Source organism: Pseudomonas sp. Xaverov 259 (assembly GCF_019352915.1).
In the GTDB taxonomy this organism is placed as follows: domain Bacteria; phylum Pseudomonadota; class Gammaproteobacteria; order Pseudomonadales; family Pseudomonadaceae; genus Aquipseudomonas.
This window is the reverse complement of record NZ_JAAAFV010000057.1, coordinates 167,855-186,354: the sequence shown is the minus strand read 5'-3', so window position 1 is coordinate 186,354 and position 18,500 is coordinate 167,855. Positions and strand designations below refer to the sequence as shown.

Genomic DNA, 18,500 nt, shown 5'->3' with positions numbered 1-18,500 from the left:
TCGGGCTCTCTACACTTTAACTTTAATAAGGTCGTTGAAGGCGCGGGCGCGGCGCGTGACTTCCTGGGTGCTGTCGGCACCGAACAGGCCGTGGACCACGGCGAGCAGGTCGGCACCGTGGGCCACCAAGGGTTCGGCGTTCTCAAGGGTGACGCCGCCGATCACGCAGATCGGCAGCTGCAAGCGCGTGCGGGCCTGGGCCAGCATGTCGAGCGTGGCGGCCGGCGCCCCGGGTTTGGTGTTGGAATTGAAGAAGCGACCGAAGGCGACGTAGCTCGCGCCTTCCTTGGCAGCCTGCTCGGCCAGTTCGATCTGGCTGTGGCAGGTCGCGCCGATGATGGCTTTGGAACCGAGCAATGCGCGGGCCGGGGTCAGTGGGCCGTCGGTTTGGCCCAGATGTACGCCGACGCCCAGGCGCGCGGCCAATTCGGCGTCATCGTTGATGATCAACTGGGTCTTGTAACGTGAGCACAGCTCGCGCAGCTTCTCGGCTTCACGCAGGCGCCGGGCTTCGTCGCTGCTTTTGTCGCGGTACTGCAACAGGGTGACACCACCGTCCAGCGCCGCTTCGACGTAGGCGAGGAATTTGCCGGCCAACAGCTGGCTGTCGGTAATGGCGTAAAGGCCACGTAGTTTCATCGGGCAGGCCTCTTGTGCGGTTAAGAGCAGAAATCCAGCGGCAAACGGCGCGGCACGAACTGGCCCTGGCCGAGTTGTTCGGCGTCACGCAGGGTGCGCCAAGTGTAGTTGAGCGCCGATTGCACTGCGCTGGCCAAGCCTTCGCCCTGGGCGATGCGGCCGGCCAAGGCGCTGGCCAGCGTGCAGCCCGAGCCGTGATAACTGCCGGGCAGGCGCTGGCAGGTAAAGGTCTGGCGCGTGCCGTCGCGGCTGTACAGGCGGTTGTGTACTTCATGCTCGTCGCCGTGGCCGCCGGTGATCAGCAGATGCTTTACATACGGAAGCAGCTTCTCGGCGCATTCGTCCGCCGTGCCCTCGGGCAATTCAGCGAGGATGCGCGCTTCAGGCAAGTTCGGCGTAGCGATCAGCGACAGCGGCAACAGCCGCTCACGCATGGCATAGCCGACTTCGTCCTTGCCCAGACTGCCGCCGCCACCGGCACGCAGCACCGGGTCGCAGACCACCGGCAGGTGTGGGTGCGCCTGCAGCAGCTCGACCACGGTGTCGACCATCGCAGTGGATCCGAGCATGCCCAGCTTGACCGCCGCGACTTCGGAATCGCTGAGCACGGCATTGGCCTGGGCCAGCACCCACTCGCGGTCGAGCACGCGGAAATCGCTGACATTCACAGTGTTCTGCACGGTCAAGGCGGTGACGGCCGGGGCCGCATGACAGCCTTGTGCAAGCAGGGCTTCGATATCTGCCTGCAAGCCGGCGCCACCACTGGGGTCGTGGCCGGAGAGACAGAGGACAACGGGGCGAGAGCTGTAGATATTCATGGTGCGCGAGCTTACCACCAAACGCTTTTGGCGTGGCTGTTGGGCGCGAGGGGAATTTCCAGCTTATGTTCAGAGGTGTGGCCTAGCTGATTTTTTATTCAGGAAGCGCTTGAAAGGCCCGTTCTAGAGCCTTTCAAAAAATTATTTCAATGGTGTCCAATGGCCTCTAGCGGCTATGCTAGAGTGGATCCAAACAACTTAATGTATCGCCGGTATACGTCTACTCAAAAGGAATGGGGGCTTTTGACATAACCGGACAGGCCACGCTGGGGCTCTATGCGCTATTTGCTGATTTTTTTATTGTGCGGGCTGCCGATGCTCGCCAGCGCCATCGAGTTCAACCCGGACACTCGAAGCCGGCCGCTGGGCCGCGTCATGCAAGTGCTCGAAGACCCAACCGACGCCCTCACCATCGCCGATGTCAGCGCTCCGGCCTACGCCGCCCACTTCAAAACCCATGACAAAGCCACCCTTAACGCCGGTTATTCACGCTCGGTGTTCTGGCTAAAAATCGACCTGCATTACACCGCCACTGACCCTCGCGCCCCGCGCACCTGGTTTCTGGAGTTGGCGTACCCGCCGCTTAACCAACTGGACCTGTACCAGCGCGACAGCACCGGCAATTATCGCCTGACCACCCGCACGGGCAGCACCCTGGCGTTTTCCAGCCGTGAAGTGCGCCAGGCCAACTACCTGTTCAAGCTCAATTTTGTACCCGACCAGCAGCAAACCGTGTACCTGCGCCTGCAAAGCCAGGGTTCGATCCAGGCACCGCTGACGCTCTGGTCTGCCACCGCGTACCTGGAGCAGCAGCCGCTGCGCCTGTATGTATTGGGGGCGATCTACGGCGTGTTACTGGGGATGCTGGTTTACAACCTGTTCATCTACTTGAGCGTGCGCGACACCAGCTACCTCTATTACATTCTCTATATCGCCTCGTTCGGCCTCTATCAGCTCTCGGTCAACGGCGTGGCGGTGGAATATTTCTGGCCGAACAACCCGTGGTGGGCGAATGCGGCGGTGCCATTCCTGATTGGTTCGGCGGCGTTGTTCGGGAGCTTGTTCGCGCGCAGTTTCCTGCACACCGCGCAGCACAGTCGCTGGCTGGATCGGATATTGCTGGCGCTCGCGGCCGCTGGTGCTGTGGTGATGGCGCTGGCGCTGTTGACCAGCTACGCCGTGGCCCTACGTCTGGCCACCGGCCTTGCGCTGGTGTTTACCGTGACCATCTTTGTGGCCGCCATCAAGGCCTGGTATTGCGGCCAGCGCATGGCGCGCTATTTCATTTTCGCCTGGTCGGCTTTCCTGATCGGCGGTGTGGTCAACACCATGATGGTGTTGGGCTACCTGCCCAATATGTTCCTCACCATGTACGCCAGCCAGCTCGGCTCGGCCATCGAAGTGGCGCTGTTGTCCCTGGCCCTGGCGGACCGCATCAACGGCATGCGTGAGCAACAGGCGCAGATCCTGTTCGACGCCAGCCAGAAGCTTGAAGTGCTCAACCAGCAATTGGCGCGCAGCAACCGCCTCAAAGATGAGTTCCTCGCCACGCTGACCCACGAACTGCGCACACCGATGAACGGCGTGATCGGCTCGTTGGAGCTGATGCAAACCGTGCCGCTGGACGACGACCTCACCCAGTACCAGCAAACCGCCGCCGGTTCTGCGCGGGACATGATGCGCATGGTCAACGGCATTCTCACCCTCACCGAATTGCAAGCCGGGCGCCTCACCGCCCAGCCCCAGGTCTTCAGCCTGCGGGGCACGCTCGACACCTTGCGCCAGCAATTCACCGCCAGCGCCCAGAGTAAAGGCCTGGAGTTTTCTATCGATGTGGCCGATGAGCTGCCGGACCGGGTGATTGGCGATGCCGGCAAACTCATACAGTGCCTGGACTGCCTGCTCGACAATGCCTTCAAGTTCACCCACGAAGGCGCGGTACGCGTGCGCGTGGTGGGTGTGCCGCACAGTGACGGCGAGCTGCGCCTGAGCTTTATTGTGACCGACAGCGGCATCGGCTTCGCTTTCCTCGACGAGGCCACGCTGTATCAGCGCTTCTTCCAGGTCGACGGTTCGATGACGCGCGAATACGGCGGCCTGGGCATCGGCCTGGCGATTTGCCGGCAACTGATCGAACTGCTCGGCGGGCGCCTCACCCATCATTCCGAGCCTCGCAAGGGCAGCCGCTTCCAGTTGGACATGAGCGTGAGCCCGGTGCCGCCCGAGCCGTTGCCCGCAACGCACAAAGCCCATGCGCAACGAGCGCCCCAGGAATGTACGGTGCTGTTGGTGGACGACAACAGCGTCGGCCAATTGGCGGTACGCGGCATGTTGCTCAAACTGGGTTACCGGGTAAAAACCGTGGATAACGGCCCGGCCGCCTTGGCGCTGTTGCAGGACCAGACGTTTGATGCGGTGCTGCTGGATATACCCGAGGGCGGCTTCTCGTTGTGCTGTCAGATCCGTGCGCTACCCGGCTGCGGCGAGCTGCCGGTGATTGCCCTGAGCACCTCGCTGCACGCCCCGGATCGCGAACGCTGCCATGGGGTCGGCATTACCGATCGCCTCAGCAAACCGGTACGTTTCGAGGCATTGCAAACGGTGCTGGAACGGCGCCTGTTGTGCCCGTTAGAGGGCGAAAGCGCCGAACAATAGGCGGGTATGCCACTTTTTTAAGCCCGATGACGGTGCTTAACTGAAATTCAGGCCTCAACTGCACGTGGCCTATTTTCCAGGAGGCCCGTCATGAACCTGCATCAGTTTGCCGAGACCCACGACGTCACTAACCAGCCGCCGTCCCTGGACGGTGCCAACCTCTATCGCATCGACCTGCCCCTGCAAGAATGGTCGCGCCGCTTTGGCGCCGGCTGGGCACAGGCACGTATTGATGCGTACGGTGCGCTGGCCGGTGGGCCGTTGATGGCGGCAGGTTTTTTGGCGAATCAGAACAAACCGGTGTTCAACAGCCATGACCGCTACGGCCATCGCATCGACCTGGTGGAGTTTCATCCGGCCTATCACGAGTTGATGCGCACCGCCGTCGAGCATGGCCTGCCATCGCTGCCGTGGGCGCATCCGCAGCCCGGCGCGCATGTGGCCCGCGCCGCCATGACCTACCTGCACAGCCAGGCCGAAGCCGGCAGCGGGTGCCCGTTGACCATGACCTTCGCCTGCGTCCCGGCCCTGCGCCTGCAACCGGACCTGGCGCAGACCTGGCTGCCAAAAATCCTCAACACCGAATACGACCCGCGCAATGTTGGCATCGCCCACAAAACCGGCGCCACCATCGGCATGGCCATGACCGAAAAACAAGGCGGCACCGACGTGCGCGCCAACACCACCCGCGCCTATCCCGTGGGCGCCGGCGGCCCTGGCCAGGCCTATGAGCTGGTTGGGCACAAGTGGTTCTGCTCGGCGCCGATGTGCGATGCGTTCCTCACCCTGGCGCAGACCGACAAGGGCCTGACGTGTTTCCTGCTGCCAAGGCATCGCCCGGATGACACCCGCAACCAGTTCTACATCCAGCGCCTGAAAAACAAACTCGGCAATTGCTCCAACGCCTCCAGCGAAGTGGAGTTCCGTGGCGCCCTGGCCTGGATGATCGGCGAAGAAGGCCGGGGCGTGCCGACCATTATCGAAATGGTCGCCATGACCCGTTTCGACTGCATGGTCGGCTCCAGCGCCTTGATGCGCCAGGCGTTGACCCAGGCCAGCCATCATTGCGCCCATCGTTCGGTCGGCGGCCGCGTCCTCAGTGAACAGCCGTTGATGCAAAACGTGCTGGCCGACCTCGCGCTGGAAAGCGAAGCCTCCCTGGCCTTGAGCATGCGCATGGGCCGGGCGCTGGACCATCTGGATAACGAACAGGAAGCCAAATTCGCGCGGCTGGTGACAGCGGTGGGCAAGTATTGGATCTGCAAGCGCGCACCGGCCATGATCAATGAGGCCGCCGAGTGCATGGGCGGCGCCGGGTACGTGGAGGACAGCATCCTGCCGCGTCTTTACCGTGAGGCGCCGGTGAATTCGACGTGGGAAGGTTCCGGCAATGTGCAGTGCCTGGACGTGCTGCGCGCTTTGTCCAAAGAACCAGGCGTGCTGGAGGCGTTGTTTGTCGAACTGGGCGATGGCCATGGCGATAAGCACCTGGCGCGGCATATCGAGCAATTGAAGTCGGCGTTTATGGATACCCAGGATATCCAGTACCGCGCGCGGCAGTTGACCGAGGACATTGCCGTGGCGTTGCAGGCCAAACTGTTGCTGGAGGCCGGGAATTCGGTGGTCAGCGATGGGTTTATCGCCAGCCGCCTCGGGGCATCGTCCGGCCGGGTGTACGGCACTTTGCCGCGTGGTGTGGATGTGGCGGCGATTGTCACGCGCTCAACGCCAGCCCTTTGACAAAACTCGGTCAAACTGTGGGAGCTGGCTTGCCTGCGATAGCGGTGTGTCAGTCCTACATTTGCTGGCTGATACACCGCCATCGCAGGCAAGCCAGCTCCCACCTTTAAAAGCAGCATTGCAACTCTGGTGTTTCGGTGAGCCTGGGATACAGGCAAGATAAAGGCCTGCAAGTCAGAACACAGGATGCTTACCGTGACCGAAGCTTTTGTTGTCGTTCAAACCGCCGAAGAAGCCGTGGACCGGCTGGCGGCTCTGCATGAGCGTGCCACCGGCGCGCTCAACCAAGCCCTCAAGCAATACCTCAAGGACCGCGTCGAGCCTGACGCTGAACAACGTGCGCAGTTTCGCTACCCGGAACTGCGCCTGACCTACCATTGCCACGGCGAAGTCCCTCAGACCACCCGCGCTTACGCCAAGGTGCAATTGCCGGGGACCTACAGCGTGACCGTCACCCATCCGGCGGCGTTCCGTAAATACCTGCTGGAGCAACTGGTGCCGTTGATGCACGACTTCACCGTGACCGTGGAAGTCGGCGTCAGCCAGCAGAATATTCCGTACCCGTATGTGGTGGAGCAGGGCGATGAACTGGCCGGCTCCGGCGTTACTGCCGCGACCCTCGCCCGTGTGTTCCCCAGCACCGACTTGTCGGCCGCCACCGACGGCATTGCCGATGGCCTCTACGACTGGGAAAACACCGACCCACTGCCGTTGGCGCTGTTCGATGCGGCGCGCGTGGACTTTTCCCTGCGCCGCCTGGTGCACTACACCGGCAGCGACTGGCGCCATGTGCAGCCGTGGATCCTGCTGACCAACTACCACCGTTATGTTGACCAGTTCATCCTGCATGGCCTGGAGCAACTGCGCAGCGACCCGCGGTTTATCCGCATGGTGCTGCCGGGCAACGTGATCATCGACAAGAGCATGGACCACGGTGAAGCCTCGGCCATTGCTGCCGGCGTGGTATGGCACCGCTACCAGATGCCGGCCTATCACCTGCAAGCCACCGATGGCCACGGCGTGACCCTGGTGAACATCGGCGTTGGCCCGTCCAACGCCAAGAACATCACCGACCACCTGGCCGTGCTGCGCCCGCATTGCTGGCTGATGATCGGCCACTGCGGTGGCCTGCGCCAATCCCAGACCATTGGCGATTACGTACTGGCTCACGCCTATATGCGTCGCGACGGGATTCTCGACCGCGTCGTGCCGCCGAACATCCCGATCCCGGCCCTGGCCGAAGTGCAGATGGCCTTGCAGCAAGCCGCTGCGAATGTCACCGGCGAGAAAGGCGAAGAGCTTAAAAAGCGCCTGCGCACCGGCACCGTGCTGACCTACGACGACCGCAACTGGGAACTGCGTTGGGCGCAAGAGCGGCCACTGATCAACCTGTCTCGCGCTGTGGCGGTGGACATGGAAAGCGGCACCATCGCCGCCCAAGGCTACCGCTTGCGGGTTCCGTACGGCACCTTGCTGTGCGTGTCGGACAAGCCGCTGCACAGCGAGATCAAACTGCCGGGTTCGGCCAACGCGTTTTATGAGCGCGCGGTCAGCCAGCACTTGAAGATCGGCATCGAGGCGGTGGATTTGTTGCGCACCGAACTCAACTCGTTGCACTCGCGCAAACTGCGCAGCTTCGACGAGCCGCCGTTCCGCTAAGCGGTTGGGATGGTCATTTAGCGGTCAGGCCACTAGCATTGTCGGTCCTGACCGCTAGATGTTCCTTTGCCATGTCCCGTCCTACCCGCCCCGATTCGCGCCGCCCTGGCGTGAAACCTCCGTACTCCGCAACGCGGCGTGTCGCCAAGGCGCCACCGGCCGAGCCGAAGTTGATCCTGTTCAATAAACCCTTCGACGTGCTGACCCAATTCAGCGACGAAGGCGGGCGCGCGACCCTGAAGGATTTTATCGACATCCCCGGCATCTACCCGGCCGGGCGCCTGGACCGCGACAGCGAAGGCCTGCTGTTGCTGACCAACGACGGCCAGCTACAGGCGCGCATTGCTGACCCCAAGCACAAGCTGGCGAAAACCTACTGGGTGCAAGTTGAAGGCGAGCCCACCGAAGAGCAGCTGCAACGCCTGCGTGACGGCGTGGAGCTGAATGACGGCATGACCTTGCCTGCCGAAGCGCGGCAGTTGGACGAGCCCGAACTGTGGCCGCGCAACCCGCCGGTGCGCTTTCGCAAAAGCGTGCCGACGCACTGGCTGGAGCTGGTGATTCGCGAAGGGCGTAACCGCCAGGTTCGGCGCATGACGGCTGCGGTGGGCTTGCCGACCTTGCGCCTGGTGCGTGTGCGTATTGGTGACTGGTCGATTGATGGTCTCGACCAAGGCCAATGGAAAGAAGTGCCAGCGCGTTTATAAGGCGCCGGACTCGATCAGGCCGATCACCACGCTCTTGATGATGAACGCGGCCACACCCAGGCCCAGTACAAAAAACAGGATGAACGACCCAAAGCGCCCGGCCTTGGATTTCTTTGCCAGGTCCCAGACGATAAAGCCCATGAAGATGATCAGGATCGTGACCAGGCCGGTCATCATCCATTCTTCAAAGAGGGCGGGGTCGATGTAGTTCATGGGCGTTTTTCCGGCGGAGGAGACAGCGAGTATAGGGCAGTGGCATCGACCTGGAATTGACCTGCGTCGGTCAGTCGCACACGAAGGCAGAAGCAAAAGTGTGAAAGCCGTGGAATAAAAAAGCCTGTGGCGCTGTTTTATTGAAGTCATCAAAACAGTGCAGTGCGCAGCGTTTAACGCTATTGAGTTGGCTCATTGAAAAGCCGCGTCAACTTCAATGCTCGTTGGATGCAAGGCACGTCATAGGAGCACAACCCAATGTGGCACCTGAATAAAGTCACCGCGTCGTTTACCGCCCATCTTCCCCGCGCCGCACAGAACAACTTTGATACCTTCCAGAATGCGATCCATAACTTGGGTATTCACCCAAGAGACGCGGCTCAAATGCTCGGCAGCGCCGACTACAAAAGGTTAGGAACCTCGGATCAGTACCAAATTCGTCTATCTGGTTCCGAACGCGCGACGTTCCTGGTGGATACGGCTACCCGTACGGTGACCATTTTACAGGTAGGAGGGCATACCTAAGCCCTGCCTGATATCGTCGGCGTTCGCTTTACGGTGAGTCGGCACTCAGGTACGCAGGTGCGTCAACGGCAGCTCGGTGCTGTTGAGCACCTGGTTGAGCACAAAGCTCGACCTTACGCTGGTCACGCCTTCAATCCGCGTCAAATGCCCCAGCAGCAATTTTTGATAGTGGTCCATGTCCGGCACCACTACTTTCAACTGATAGTCCGCATCCATCCCGGTGACCAAACTGCATTCCAGCACTTGCGGCAGGGTGCGGATCGCCGCTTCGAAATTCTCGAAACGCTCAGGCGTATGACGGTCCATGCCGATCAGCACATAGGCTGTAAGGCTCAAGCCCAGCATCTTGCGGTCGAGCAGCGCGACCTGGCGTGCGATGTAGCCGTCGTCTTCCAATTGCTTGACCCGGCGTGAGCACGGCGACGGCGACAGGCCGATGCGTTCGGCCAACTCCTGGTTGGAGATCCTCGCGTCGCGCTGCAATTCCGCCAAAATACTCAGGTCGTATCGGTCAAGCTTGCTCATTGGGTTGGCCTTTGTCGTAACTATTGCGGTGAATTATCTATGAAGGGTTAAAAATTGCGCAAGCACTGTTTATTGACGCAATCTTCGCAATCATCTGTCGGACGTTGGCCTGTATCTTTATCAACAGAATCACCGCCTGGACAACAGTCCACTGCAGCGAGCCCAATCAGGCCTGCTGCGGCCGCCGCCCCAGCAGGGTTGAGCCGGCCTCCAGGCTGCACACTGTCCACAAGACGGCGTGAGGTGAGCCAACGTCAAAAGCGTTGAGCCAGGACGAAATTCTCAAGGGGTGGCCGACGGGTCGCCCCTTTTCTTTTGCCTTAAGAAAATTCTTCTTGTGACTGATAACCTGTCTCAGAACCGGGTGAGGCTTTTCCAGTCTCATGCAGTAAGGCCGGACATTCCAGGCCCCAACCCGCAGTGAGGAATAGCATGAAGCGCATCTGGCGTATGGCAGGTGTAGGTTTGCTGATGGTGAGCGTCGGCACGCAGGTAATGGCCGATGACCCGCGCTATGAAGGCGGTGGTCAGCATGAAAGAGGCCCGGAAAGCGGGCGCGGTAACGAACAAGGGCGCCCGCAAAATAACCAGCCGCGTCCGCAGAATAATCAACCACGTCCGGAAAACAACCAGCCACGGCCACAAAACCAGCACTTTGACCGTGCCGAGCAACAGCAGCACGGCGGTGGGCAGTGGCAAGGCCGCCCGCAAAATAACGAGCAACCGCGGCCGGCGCCGCAGCCGGCGAACAACCTGCCGATCCAGGGCCGCCCGGACACCGTGCGCCAAACCCAGGAACCCCGCCAGGGCTACTATCGGGACATCCCGCGCCGCAATGATGGCAACCAGCACTGGCAGGCCGGCAATGGCCCAGGCCCACGTCCGGGTGGCGGTTTTAATAATGGTCACCCCAATGACAACCGCTGGCCGGGTCGCCCTTCAGGGCACGGCAACGGCTGGGGGCCAGGCCCGCAGTATCGCCCCGGTTACATGGTCGACCGTTTCCCCGACCGCAACTACCGCGTGCCTTACCGTGGCCAGGATTACTTCTTCTCCGGCGGCTACTGGTATCGCCCGCAAGGCCCGCGCTACGTGGTGGTAACGCCGCCCTATGGCATCCGGGTGCAATACCTGCCGGACTACGCACGGGAAGTGTGGGTGGGCAGCGCGCTGTTCTTCCTCGCGGCGGGTTCTTACTACACCTACGAAAACGCCACCCAGCAATACGTGGTGGTACAACCGCCGACCGCAGTGCCGGCGCCACAACCCGCGCCGCAGGGCAACGGTTATGACGTGGTGGCCTACCCGGCCAACGGCCAGTCACCGGCCCAGGTCCAGCAGGACGGCTACGACTGTTATCGCTGGGCAGTGCAGCAAAGTGGCTTCGACCCACGCACCGTCACCTACGCCCCGGATCCGGCGGTGGTGCAAACCTACCGCCAGGCCCAGGGCAACTGCCTGACCAGTCGCGGCTATCAGGTGCAGTACTAGGCCTTGTTGCCCGTAACCACTTCCCGCGGGTCGGCGTGCACCAGCACTTCGGCACGCGGGTAAGCCTTGTGAATGGCATCGGCGGCCTGGTCGCTGATGCCGTGGGCCACTGACAGGGTCAATTCCCCCGGCAACTCCAGGTGCAACTGCACAAACCAGTGGCTGCCGGAAATGCGCGTGCGCAAATCATGCGCACCTAGCACGCCCGGTACATTGCGCGCCAACTCCAGCATGTGCTGGCTCACATCCGGCGGCAGTTCCTCATCCATCAACACGGCAAAGCTCTCGCGGGCGATCTGGATCGCACTCCAGAGGATATACGCGGCAATGCCGAGGCCAAACCACGCGTCCACCTGATGAAAGCCAAACCCTGCCAACACCAGCGCCACCAGAATGCTGCCGTTGAGCATCAAGTCGGAGCGGTAGTGCAGTGAGTCGGCGCGCACGGCGTTGGAGCCGGTTTCGCGGATCACCCGATATTGCAGCATCAGCAGCGCCACGGTCATCACCAGTGAAAACACGATGACGCCAATGCTCAGCCACGGCGCTCCCACCGGCTCCGGGTGCTGCAAGCGCTGATAGGCCTGGAACGCGATCAACACCGCACTGCCGGCGATAAACAACGCCTGGGCCATGCCCGACAGCGATTCGGCTTTGCCATGCCCATAACGGTGATCGTCATCGGCTGGGCGCAGCGCGTAATGCACCGCCAGCAAGTTCAGCAGCGAAGTCACGCCGTCGAGCAGCGAGTCGGTCAACCCGGCGAGCATGCTCACCGAGCCACTGAACCACCAGGCGATGGCCTTGGTGATAATCAGCGCACAGGCCACGCCCACCGAGGCGCGGGTGGCCAGGCGCAGGAGCCTGGCGTGTTCGGGGCTGCTGGTCATACGAGTCCTCAAGCGGCGGGTTGCAGGCCCAGGGACGCGAGCTGTTGCACGCTGCCCTTGAACTGGATCATGCGCGGGTCATCCAGCGGCAGGCGGCGGCCGGTTTCCTTTTCAATGATGGTTTGCAGCTTGGCGTTGTCGACCTTGCCGTCGGCGCCAATGGCTTCGTGCAGCTTCTCGGGTGCAACCTGGGCGGTCTTGCCCGGCTCGTAGTAGATGGCGCCGGTGGCGAAGTCCACGCCAAAGGCGATCAGGCCCGGGATCACATAAAACAGCAGGCCCACGGCGTCGAGCACGGCAATGGCCGGGTCGATCTTGCCGTCGATCTGGCCCCGACGGTCCGGGTAGAAAATCGAGCCGCAGGCCGTCAGTTGGCTGAGCAGGGTGACGGCGAGGACACCGCCGATGACACGGGAAGCGATACGCATGAAATGCTCCTGAACACGGTTGATAAGAAACTATATGACAATTCTATTGAGCCACGCCGCTCTAATGTGGGAGCTGGCTTGCCTGCGATAGCGGTATATCAGTGCCACATGGGCGGGCTGACCCACCGCTATCGCAGGCAAGCCAGCTCCCACATTTACCTGCATTCCAATTAAGGGCGAACGTTCGCCGTTATACTCGCCGCTCTGCTTTGGAGCCAGTATGAATTCGTTGCCGATTGATGATGTTTTACCCGCCCTGCGTGACGCCTTGGCGAGTCGCCATGAAGCCGTGCTCGAAGCGCCGCCCGGTGCCGGTAAAACCACCCGTGTGCCCTTGGCTTTATTGAATGAGTCTTGGCTGGCCGGGCAAACCATCCTGATGCTCGAACCTCGGCGCCTCGCCGCGCGTGCGGCGGCCGAACGCCTGGCCAGTGAGCTGGGTGAAAAGGTTGGTGAAACCGTCGGCTACCGCATTCGGCTGGACAGCAAAGTCGGCCCCAATACCCGCATCGAAGTGGTCACCGAAGGCATTCTCACTCGCCGCCTGCAAGACGACCCGGCGCTGGATGGTGTGGGCCTGCTGATCTTCGACGAGTTCCACGAGCGCAGCCTCGACGCCGATCTGGCTCTGGCCCTGAGCCTCAATGGCCGCGAGCTGTTTCGTGACGAGCAACCGCTGAAAATCCTGTTGATGTCCGCCACCCTCGAAGGCGAGCGCCTGGCGGGTCTGCTCGACGACGCGCCGATCCTGCGCAGCGAAGGGCGCATGTTCCCGGTGCAGATGCGTTGGGGGCGGCCGTACCAGGCTGGAGAATTTATCGAGCCGCGTGTGGTGCAGACCGTCCTCGACGCGGTGCAGGAACAAACCGGCAGCATTCTGGTGTTTTTGCCGGGGCAGGCCGAGATTCGCCGGGTCAATCAACAACTGGCCGACGCCTTGGGTGATCGCCCGGATGTGCTGCTGTGCCCGCTGCATGGCGAACTCGACCTCAACGCCCAGCGTGCCGCCATCGACCCGGCGCCCGCCGGCAAGCGCAAAGTGGTGCTGGCCACCAACATTGCCGAGACCAGCCTGACCATCAATGGCGTACGTGTGGTGATCGATGCCGGGCTGGCGCGTGTGCCGCGTTTCGACCCCGGCAGCGGTATGACCCGCCTCGACACCCAGCGCATTTCCCGCGCCAGCGCCACCCAGCGAGCCGGCCGGGCAGGGCGCCTGGAACCGGGCGTGTGTTATCGCCTGTGGTCCGAAGACCAGCACGAAGGTTTGGCCGCCTACGGCAGCGCGGAAATCCTCGCCGCCGACCTGGCGGGCCTCGCCTTGCAACTGTCGCGCTGGGGCGTTACGCCCACGCAACTGGTGTGGCTGGATGTGCCGCCGACCGCCGCGTATGCCCAGGCCCAGGATTTGCTGGTGCGCCTTGGCGCGTTGAACGACGACACACTCACCGCCCATGGCCAGAAAATGGCGGAGTTGCCCGCGCACCCGCGTATTGCCCACCTGTTGCTACGCGGGCAGGACCTGGGGCTGGCCGCGACCGCCTGTGATGTGGCGGCCTTGTTGGGTGAGCGCGATATCTTGCGCGGTGGCGGTGCGGATTTGCACAGCCGCCTGGTATTGATGTCCGGCGAAGAGCGCGCGCGTGGCACCCAGGGCGGCGTGCAGCGGGCCAAGCAACTGGCCCGTCAGTACCGTGGCTATCTGCGAGGCCAGCCGACTCAAGCGGTGCCCGACCCCGACCACCCGCGTTGGCTAGGCGCCTTGTTGGCGTTGGCTTATCCGGACCGCGTCGCTCAGCAACGTCGCCCCGGCGGCGCCGAATACCGCCTGGCCAATGGCCGCGCCGCGCTGTTCGCCGAGGCCGACAGCCTGATGAAACAGCCTTGGCTGGTGATCGCCGACCTCGGCAGCCGCCAGGGCCAGCGCGAAGAACGCATCTACCTGGCTGCGGACTTTGACCCGGCGCTGTTCGACAGCGTGCTGGCCGAGCAAGTGCGCACGGTCGACCAGCTTGATTGGGATGAGCGCGAAGGCGTGCTGCGCGCCGAACGTCAGCGCAAAGTCGGCGAGCTGGTGCTCAGCCGCGAACCGCTCACCGGGCTGGACGAATCCGCCCGTAGCCAGGCGCTGGTCAACCTGGTGCGCCGCAAAGGCTTGGAGCTGCTGCCTTGGACGCCAGAACTGCGCCAGTGGCAGGCGCGCGTCATGCTGCTGCGCCAGCTCGACGCGGGTAAAACCAGCGAATGGCCGGATATCAGCGACAAAGCCTTGCTGGCCGATTTGGAGCATTGGCTGATGCCCTACCTGGGCAAAGTCTCGCGCCTGAGCCACTTTTCTAATTTGGATATTTCCAGCTTCCTGCACAACCTGCTGCCCTGGCCGCTGCCCCAGCGCCTGGACGAGCTGGCGCCACAGCATGTGAAGGTGCCCTCGGGCTCATCGGTGCGCCTGGACTACAGCGAACAGCCGCCGATTCTGGCGGTGCGCTTGCAGGAATTGTTCGGGCTGGCGGACACACCGCGCATTGCTGGCGGGCGTCAGGTGGTCAAGCTGCACCTGCTGTCTCCGGCGCGGCGGCCGGTGCAGGTGACGCAGGACCTGGCGAACTTCTGGCGCAGTACGTATGCGGAGGTGAAGAAGGATTTGAAGGGAAGATACCCCAAGCATTACTGGCCGGATGATCCACTGGTGGCCGAACCCACTGCCAGAATCAAACCCCGCAAATAGCCCAAACACAGATCAACTGTGGGAGCTGGCTTGCCTGCGATACAGACGACTCGGTCTATCCGTTCCACCGAGGCGATGCTATCGCAGGCAAGCCAGCTCCCACAAAAGCCCGCTCCCACAGGGGGTGCTGTAGTGCGGGTTATTGCGCAGCCGGCAGCAGGAACCGGGCGATCACTGGCAGGTGGTTGGAGATACGCAGCGTATCCTCCTGCCGCACCTTGGCCTCCACCCGCTTGATCCTTGGGCTGTAGAACAAATAATCCAAGGTCCGATCCGGCCCATCCACACTCGGGTCATTGGGGAAGTGCGTCAGCCACTTCGCCCGGTCAATCCCACTGGATTCATTGTTACTCGGGATCATCGGGTACTTATCCCACAACAAATGCAACTCGCTGTCGGGCGAATACTGCCCACGCTTGCCGGCATCCAGGCGCAGGAACTGCCCCAGCGGCAGCAAGTTGAAATCCCCACCAATCAACCACGGCGTGCCACGGCCTTCGAACTTGTCCAGCAGTTTTACTGTGGCTTTTACCTGCTCCTGCACGGCTGAACGCCCAGGCTTATCGCCGTCCAGGCGCGTGTTGAGCACAGCCAGTTGGCCACCATCGCTCAGTGGCAGATAGGTGAGCAGCAACGCCGGTTTGGGTTGGAACTGGCGGCTGATGAAATTGGCCGGCGATACCGGCAGTTGCAGGCGCTCGGCATGTTCGATCTGGTAGCGGCTCAGCGTGACGAGCTTGCGGCCGACGCTGCCGAAGATATGCAGGTTGGGCACAAAGTCGGCTTTCCAGTCGAAGGCCTGGGCGCTGCACGGGTAGAGGTCGACCAGGCGCTCCTGGAGCAACGCTACCTGATCCTGATAATGGGAAGACTTGGCGCCTTCATCGAGTTCCTGCAACAGCAGGATGTCGGGCTGTTCGTCGCGAATCACCCGCGCCACTTCGTCCAGGCTGAAGGCCATGTCTTCCACGGTGGGGCGCTCGTCCGGGCCTTTGCCGTCGGGGCTGTCGTACCAGAACACATAGTTCTTGCCGGCCAGGTATTGCACGTTCCAGGTCATGACCTTGAGCGCCTGCCCCGGCAGCAAGGTCGGCGCACGTGGCGCGACGCAGCTGACGGGCAGGGTCTGCTTGTCGACAGGGCGCCAGGTCAGGCTGTAGATCAGGGCCGCAAGCAGGCCTGCGATGATCAACAGGCTCAACAGGGTGATGCGCAATAAACGGGTCATTGGCTCGGCTTATAGCGTTATCAGAGGTGGCACGGAGCATATCACCGCGCGTCGGCATCGCCACCGATCAGCATGAACAAACGGAAAAGTACCACGCTGGTAAACAGTTGCAGGAAGCTGTGGGCGCTGTCGATCAGCACACCCAGCAGCGGCGCAGGGTTCGGATAGGCCGCCACGCTGGCGCCCTTGAGCAGCCACAACGGTGTCATCACGCACAGCAGGCACACCAGGATTCGCCAGAAATGCCCACGGGTCAGGCGAAAACTTTCCTTCATCGCCTCCAGCGCCGACATGCCACGCAACACCAGCAGGTACTCGGCAAACGCCAGCACCACCATCAGCCACAGGCCCGGCAAGAAATACAGCGACAGCCCCAGCAGAATCAGCAAGGTGCTGACCGCCGTCAGCAGGGCGAAACGCGGCCACATGGCCAGGGCCATGGCCCACACGTTTTTAGTGCTGGGCGACTCACCCCGGGTGCGTGCATCCAGAAACAAAATCAAGGCGCCGGTGTACAGCGGGTACACCAACAACCCGACGACCACGCTGTAACCGGGGAACGCATCCGCGCCCAGCGTGTGGTCAAGCACCTGTTGCAGCAGGGCTTCGAGGATCACCAACGGCAGGCACAGCTGGACGATGGCGCCCAGGTTGCGTTGGGTGAAACGGAAGGAGTCGCGCAATACGTCTAACGGATTCATCAGGTTCGTCACAGGCCTAAAAGCAAGGCCAACACTTTAACCGATCATGACGAGAGGTAAGCAAACGTAAACCTTGCGTAAAGACCATTGAAACGTCTGGTAACACCCCCATAACTAGGCTGTAGCTCGCCTGATCACAGGCGGGCCCATGATTTCTACCGGCAATCTAACGAGGTCGCCATGAACAGCGAAGAGCAAACCCTGATCGATGGACTGTTTTCACGGTTGCAACAAGCCGAAACGGACTCAGCCCCCCGCGACGCCCTGGCCGAAGCGCGGATCAAGGAGCACATGACTCGCCAACCGGCCGCCGGGTACTACATGACCCAGTCGATCCTGGTGCAAGAACACGCGATCAAGAGCCTCGACGCGCAGAACAAGCAACAGGCGCAGCAGATCCAGCAATTGCAGGATGAGCTGCAACAGGCGCGTGCCCAGGCCGCGCAACCGGCGCCGAGCAGTGGCGGCTTCCTGTCGAGCATCTTTGGTGGCAGCAGCTCCCGCGACTCGCAGCCGGCACAAAGTGCTGCGCCTTCTTCGGGTGGCGGCTGGCGTGAACCGGCGCGGCCGTCTTTCGGCCAGCCTGCACCGCAACAGAACTACGCTGCCCCACAGCAGAATTATCAACAGCCGCAGCAAGCCCCCGCCGCGCCTATCGGCAGTGGCTTCCTTGGCGGCGCGCTGAAAACCGCCGCCGGTGTGGCCGGTGGTGTAATGCTGGCCGAAGGTATCAGCAGCCTGTTCAGCCACAACTCGCAGCAACCGCAGGTAGTGGAAGAAATCATCCGCGAAGAACCGGCACCGGCCAGCGACAACGGCAACTGGGGCAATGACGACCAGAAGTTTGCCGGCAACGACACTTGGGGCAATGACAACTCATCCGACAGCTTCGCAGACAGCGACTATTCCGACGATTCCTCCTCCTTCGGCGACGACGACTCCTTCGTCTGACCCATCCTCAACCGGGGCGCTTCGTCGCCCCGGGCTGATTTTTCGCTGAAACTTTCCCATGGCTGGCATACTGGCAACCTTTCCGGGCCTTGGCGCCTGGCAGTCATGAGGAAGTGCGGTGAAAAAAATTGCAGTGTTCGCCGATGTACAAAACCTCTACTACACCGTGCGCCAGGCTTACGGTTGCCACTTCAACTATGCGGCGCTGTGGGCGGACATCAGCTCGCGCGGGCAGATCGTCGAGGCGTATGCCTATGCCATCGACCGTGGCGACAGCAAGCAGCAGCAATTCCAGCAGATCCTGCGCAACCTGGGCTTTACGGTAAAACTCAAACCCTATATCCAGCGCGCCGACGGTTCGGCTAAAGGCGACTGGGACGTGGGCATCACCCTGGACATCATGGACGCCGCCGACCACGTTGACGAAGTGGTGCTGGCTTCCGGCGACGGTGATTTCGACATGCTGCTCGAACGCATCATCCAAAAGCACGGCGTTGAAGCCGTGGCCTACGGCGTGCCGGGGCTGACGGCCAACTCGCTGATACGCGCCGCCAGCCGCTACGTGCCCATCGAAGGCGCGCTGCTGCTTAAATAAGTGCTGC

General features: G+C 62.0%; 17 protein-coding genes. 9 read left to right on the top strand and 8 right to left on the bottom strand.

Annotated elements, in window-relative coordinates:
* Window positions 1-9: 9 nt before the first annotated feature.
* Together thiE and K0H48_RS23545 are read right to left on the bottom strand one after the other, a co-directional pair.
* Window positions 10-639, bottom strand: coding sequence for a thiamine phosphate synthase (gene thiE / locus K0H48_RS23550; protein WP_219269395.1), 630 nt, complete (start codon window positions 637-639; stop codon window positions 10-12).
* A 20-nt stretch (window positions 640-659) separates the two neighbouring features.
* A complete protein-coding gene (locus tag K0H48_RS23545) occupies window positions 660-1,457 on the bottom strand; it encodes a hydroxymethylpyrimidine/phosphomethylpyrimidine kinase (RefSeq protein WP_219269394.1) in 798 nt (265 codons plus the stop codon).
* Window positions 1,458-1,733: 276 nt separating this feature from the next.
* Between K0H48_RS23545 and K0H48_RS23540 the strand changes: the two genes are divergently transcribed.
* The 4 genes from K0H48_RS23540 to K0H48_RS23525 all read left to right on the top strand — a co-directional run bounded on the left by K0H48_RS23540 (window position 1,734) and on the right by K0H48_RS23525 (window position 8,218).
* Window positions 1,734-4,112 carry a hybrid sensor histidine kinase/response regulator gene (locus K0H48_RS23540; RefSeq protein ID WP_219269393.1) on the top strand — a complete coding sequence of 793 codons (2,379 nt, stop codon included), beginning with the start codon at window positions 1,734-1,736 and terminating at the stop codon, window positions 4,110-4,112.
* A 90-nt stretch (window positions 4,113-4,202) separates the two neighbouring features.
* Complete coding sequence (locus K0H48_RS23535) at window positions 4,203-5,852, top strand: acyl-CoA dehydrogenase family protein (RefSeq protein WP_219269392.1); 1,650 nt, start codon at window positions 4,203-4,205, stop codon at window positions 5,850-5,852.
* A 186-nt stretch (window positions 5,853-6,038) separates the two neighbouring features.
* Window positions 6,039-7,511: an AMP nucleosidase gene (amn, locus tag K0H48_RS23530; RefSeq protein WP_162238864.1), complete on the top strand. Its 1,473-nt coding sequence runs from the start codon at window positions 6,039-6,041 to the stop codon at window positions 7,509-7,511.
* 71 nt (window positions 7,512-7,582) lie between these two features.
* The gene (locus tag K0H48_RS23525) at window positions 7,583-8,218 is read left to right on the top strand and encodes a pseudouridine synthase (RefSeq protein ID WP_257627097.1); all 636 of its coding nucleotides are present in this window, start codon (window positions 7,583-7,585) and stop codon (window positions 8,216-8,218) included.
* Here K0H48_RS23525 and K0H48_RS23520 read toward each other — a convergent pair.
* Window positions 8,213-8,422, bottom strand: a complete 210-nt coding sequence (locus K0H48_RS23520; protein WP_025999909.1) for a DUF2788 domain-containing protein — start codon at window positions 8,420-8,422, stop codon at window positions 8,213-8,215. The genes K0H48_RS23525 and K0H48_RS23520 overlap by 6 nt on opposite strands.
* Window positions 8,423-8,689: 267 nt before the next feature.
* Here K0H48_RS23520 and K0H48_RS23515 point away from each other — a divergent pair, with 267 nt between their 5' ends.
* The gene (locus tag K0H48_RS23515; protein ID WP_078739244.1) at window positions 8,690-8,956 is read left to right on the top strand and encodes a hypothetical protein; all 267 of its coding nucleotides are present in this window, start codon (window positions 8,690-8,692) and stop codon (window positions 8,954-8,956) included.
* A 45-nt stretch (window positions 8,957-9,001) separates the two neighbouring features.
* Here the strand turns inward: K0H48_RS23515 and K0H48_RS23510 are convergent, their stop codons facing one another.
* Entirely contained in the window at window positions 9,002-9,481 is a 480-nt protein-coding gene (locus K0H48_RS23510) for an Lrp/AsnC family transcriptional regulator (protein WP_003194418.1), read from the bottom strand.
* 432 nt (window positions 9,482-9,913) lie between these two features.
* On the opposite strand from K0H48_RS23510, the gene K0H48_RS23505 reads away from it, so the two are divergent.
* Window positions 9,914-10,972, top strand: coding sequence for a DUF6515 family protein (locus K0H48_RS23505; protein WP_219269391.1), 1,059 nt, complete (start codon window positions 9,914-9,916; stop codon window positions 10,970-10,972).
* Here the strand turns inward: K0H48_RS23505 and K0H48_RS23500 are convergent.
* Entirely contained in the window at window positions 10,969-11,862 is an 894-nt protein-coding gene (locus tag K0H48_RS23500) for a cation diffusion facilitator family transporter (RefSeq protein WP_219269390.1), read from the bottom strand. The two genes, K0H48_RS23505 and K0H48_RS23500, sit on opposite strands and share 4 nt — an antisense overlap.
* A gap of 8 nt (window positions 11,863-11,870) precedes the next feature.
* Window positions 11,871-12,290 carry a polyribonucleotide nucleotidyltransferase gene (locus K0H48_RS23495; RefSeq protein ID WP_138813719.1) on the bottom strand — a complete coding sequence of 140 codons (420 nt, stop codon included), beginning with the start codon at window positions 12,288-12,290 and terminating at the stop codon, window positions 11,871-11,873.
* A gap of 220 nt (window positions 12,291-12,510) precedes the next feature.
* Between K0H48_RS23495 and hrpB the strand changes: the two genes are divergently transcribed.
* Window positions 12,511-15,018 carry an ATP-dependent helicase HrpB gene (gene hrpB / locus K0H48_RS23490; protein ID WP_219269389.1) on the top strand — a complete coding sequence of 836 codons (2,508 nt, stop codon included), beginning with the start codon at window positions 12,511-12,513 and terminating at the stop codon, window positions 15,016-15,018.
* Between the two features lie 139 nt (window positions 15,019-15,157).
* Here hrpB and K0H48_RS23485 read toward each other — a convergent pair whose 3' ends face one another.
* Window positions 15,158-16,246 carry an endonuclease/exonuclease/phosphatase family protein gene (locus K0H48_RS23485; RefSeq protein WP_219269388.1) on the bottom strand — a complete coding sequence of 363 codons (1,089 nt, stop codon included), beginning with the start codon at window positions 16,244-16,246 and terminating at the stop codon, window positions 15,158-15,160.
* Window positions 16,247-16,287: 41 nt separating this feature from the next.
* Window positions 16,288-16,947 carry a YciC family protein gene (locus K0H48_RS23480; protein WP_219269387.1) on the bottom strand — a complete coding sequence of 220 codons (660 nt, stop codon included), beginning with the start codon at window positions 16,945-16,947 and terminating at the stop codon, window positions 16,288-16,290.
* 180 nt (window positions 16,948-17,127) lie between these two features.
* Here K0H48_RS23480 and K0H48_RS23475 point away from each other — a divergent pair, with 180 nt between their 5' ends.
* Together K0H48_RS23475 and K0H48_RS23470 are read left to right on the top strand one after the other, a co-directional pair.
* Entirely contained in the window at window positions 17,128-17,898 is a 771-nt protein-coding gene (locus K0H48_RS23475) for a DUF2076 domain-containing protein (RefSeq protein ID WP_219269386.1), read from the top strand.
* Between the two features lie 118 nt (window positions 17,899-18,016).
* Entirely contained in the window at window positions 18,017-18,493 is a 477-nt protein-coding gene (locus K0H48_RS23470; RefSeq protein WP_017139349.1) for an NYN domain-containing protein, read from the top strand.
* The last annotated feature ends 7 nt before the right edge of the window (window positions 18,494-18,500 follow it).

Coding starts and splice junctions, on each gene's coding strand:
- thiE (WP_219269395.1), bottom strand. CDS start 639: ATGAAACTACGTGGCCTTTACGCCATTACCGACAGCCAGCTGTTGGCC.
- K0H48_RS23545 (WP_219269394.1), bottom strand. CDS start 1,457: ATGAATATCTACAGCTCTCGCCCCGTTGTCCTCTGTCTCTCCGGCCAC.
- K0H48_RS23540 (WP_219269393.1), top strand. CDS start 1,734: ATGCGCTATTTGCTGATTTTTTTATTGTGCGGGCTGCCGATGCTCGCC.
- K0H48_RS23535 (WP_219269392.1), top strand. CDS start 4,203: ATGAACCTGCATCAGTTTGCCGAGACCCACGACGTCACTAACCAGCCG.
- amn (WP_162238864.1), top strand. CDS start 6,039: ATGCTTACCGTGACCGAAGCTTTTGTTGTCGTTCAAACCGCCGAAGAA.
- K0H48_RS23525 (WP_257627097.1), top strand. CDS start 7,583: ATGTCCCGTCCTACCCGCCCCGATTCGCGCCGCCCTGGCGTGAAACCT.
- K0H48_RS23515 (WP_078739244.1), top strand. CDS start 8,690: ATGTGGCACCTGAATAAAGTCACCGCGTCGTTTACCGCCCATCTTCCC.
- K0H48_RS23510 (WP_003194418.1), bottom strand. CDS start 9,481: ATGAGCAAGCTTGACCGATACGACCTGAGTATTTTGGCGGAATTGCAG.
- K0H48_RS23505 (WP_219269391.1), top strand. CDS start 9,914: ATGAAGCGCATCTGGCGTATGGCAGGTGTAGGTTTGCTGATGGTGAGC.
- K0H48_RS23500 (WP_219269390.1), bottom strand. CDS start 11,862: ATGACCAGCAGCCCCGAACACGCCAGGCTCCTGCGCCTGGCCACCCGC.
- K0H48_RS23495 (WP_138813719.1), bottom strand. CDS start 12,290: ATGCGTATCGCTTCCCGTGTCATCGGCGGTGTCCTCGCCGTCACCCTG.
- hrpB (WP_219269389.1), top strand. CDS start 12,511: ATGAATTCGTTGCCGATTGATGATGTTTTACCCGCCCTGCGTGACGCC.
- K0H48_RS23485 (WP_219269388.1), bottom strand. CDS start 16,246: ATGACCCGTTTATTGCGCATCACCCTGTTGAGCCTGTTGATCATCGCA.
- K0H48_RS23480 (WP_219269387.1), bottom strand. CDS start 16,947: ATGAATCCGTTAGACGTATTGCGCGACTCCTTCCGTTTCACCCAACGC.
- K0H48_RS23475 (WP_219269386.1), top strand. CDS start 17,128: ATGAACAGCGAAGAGCAAACCCTGATCGATGGACTGTTTTCACGGTTG.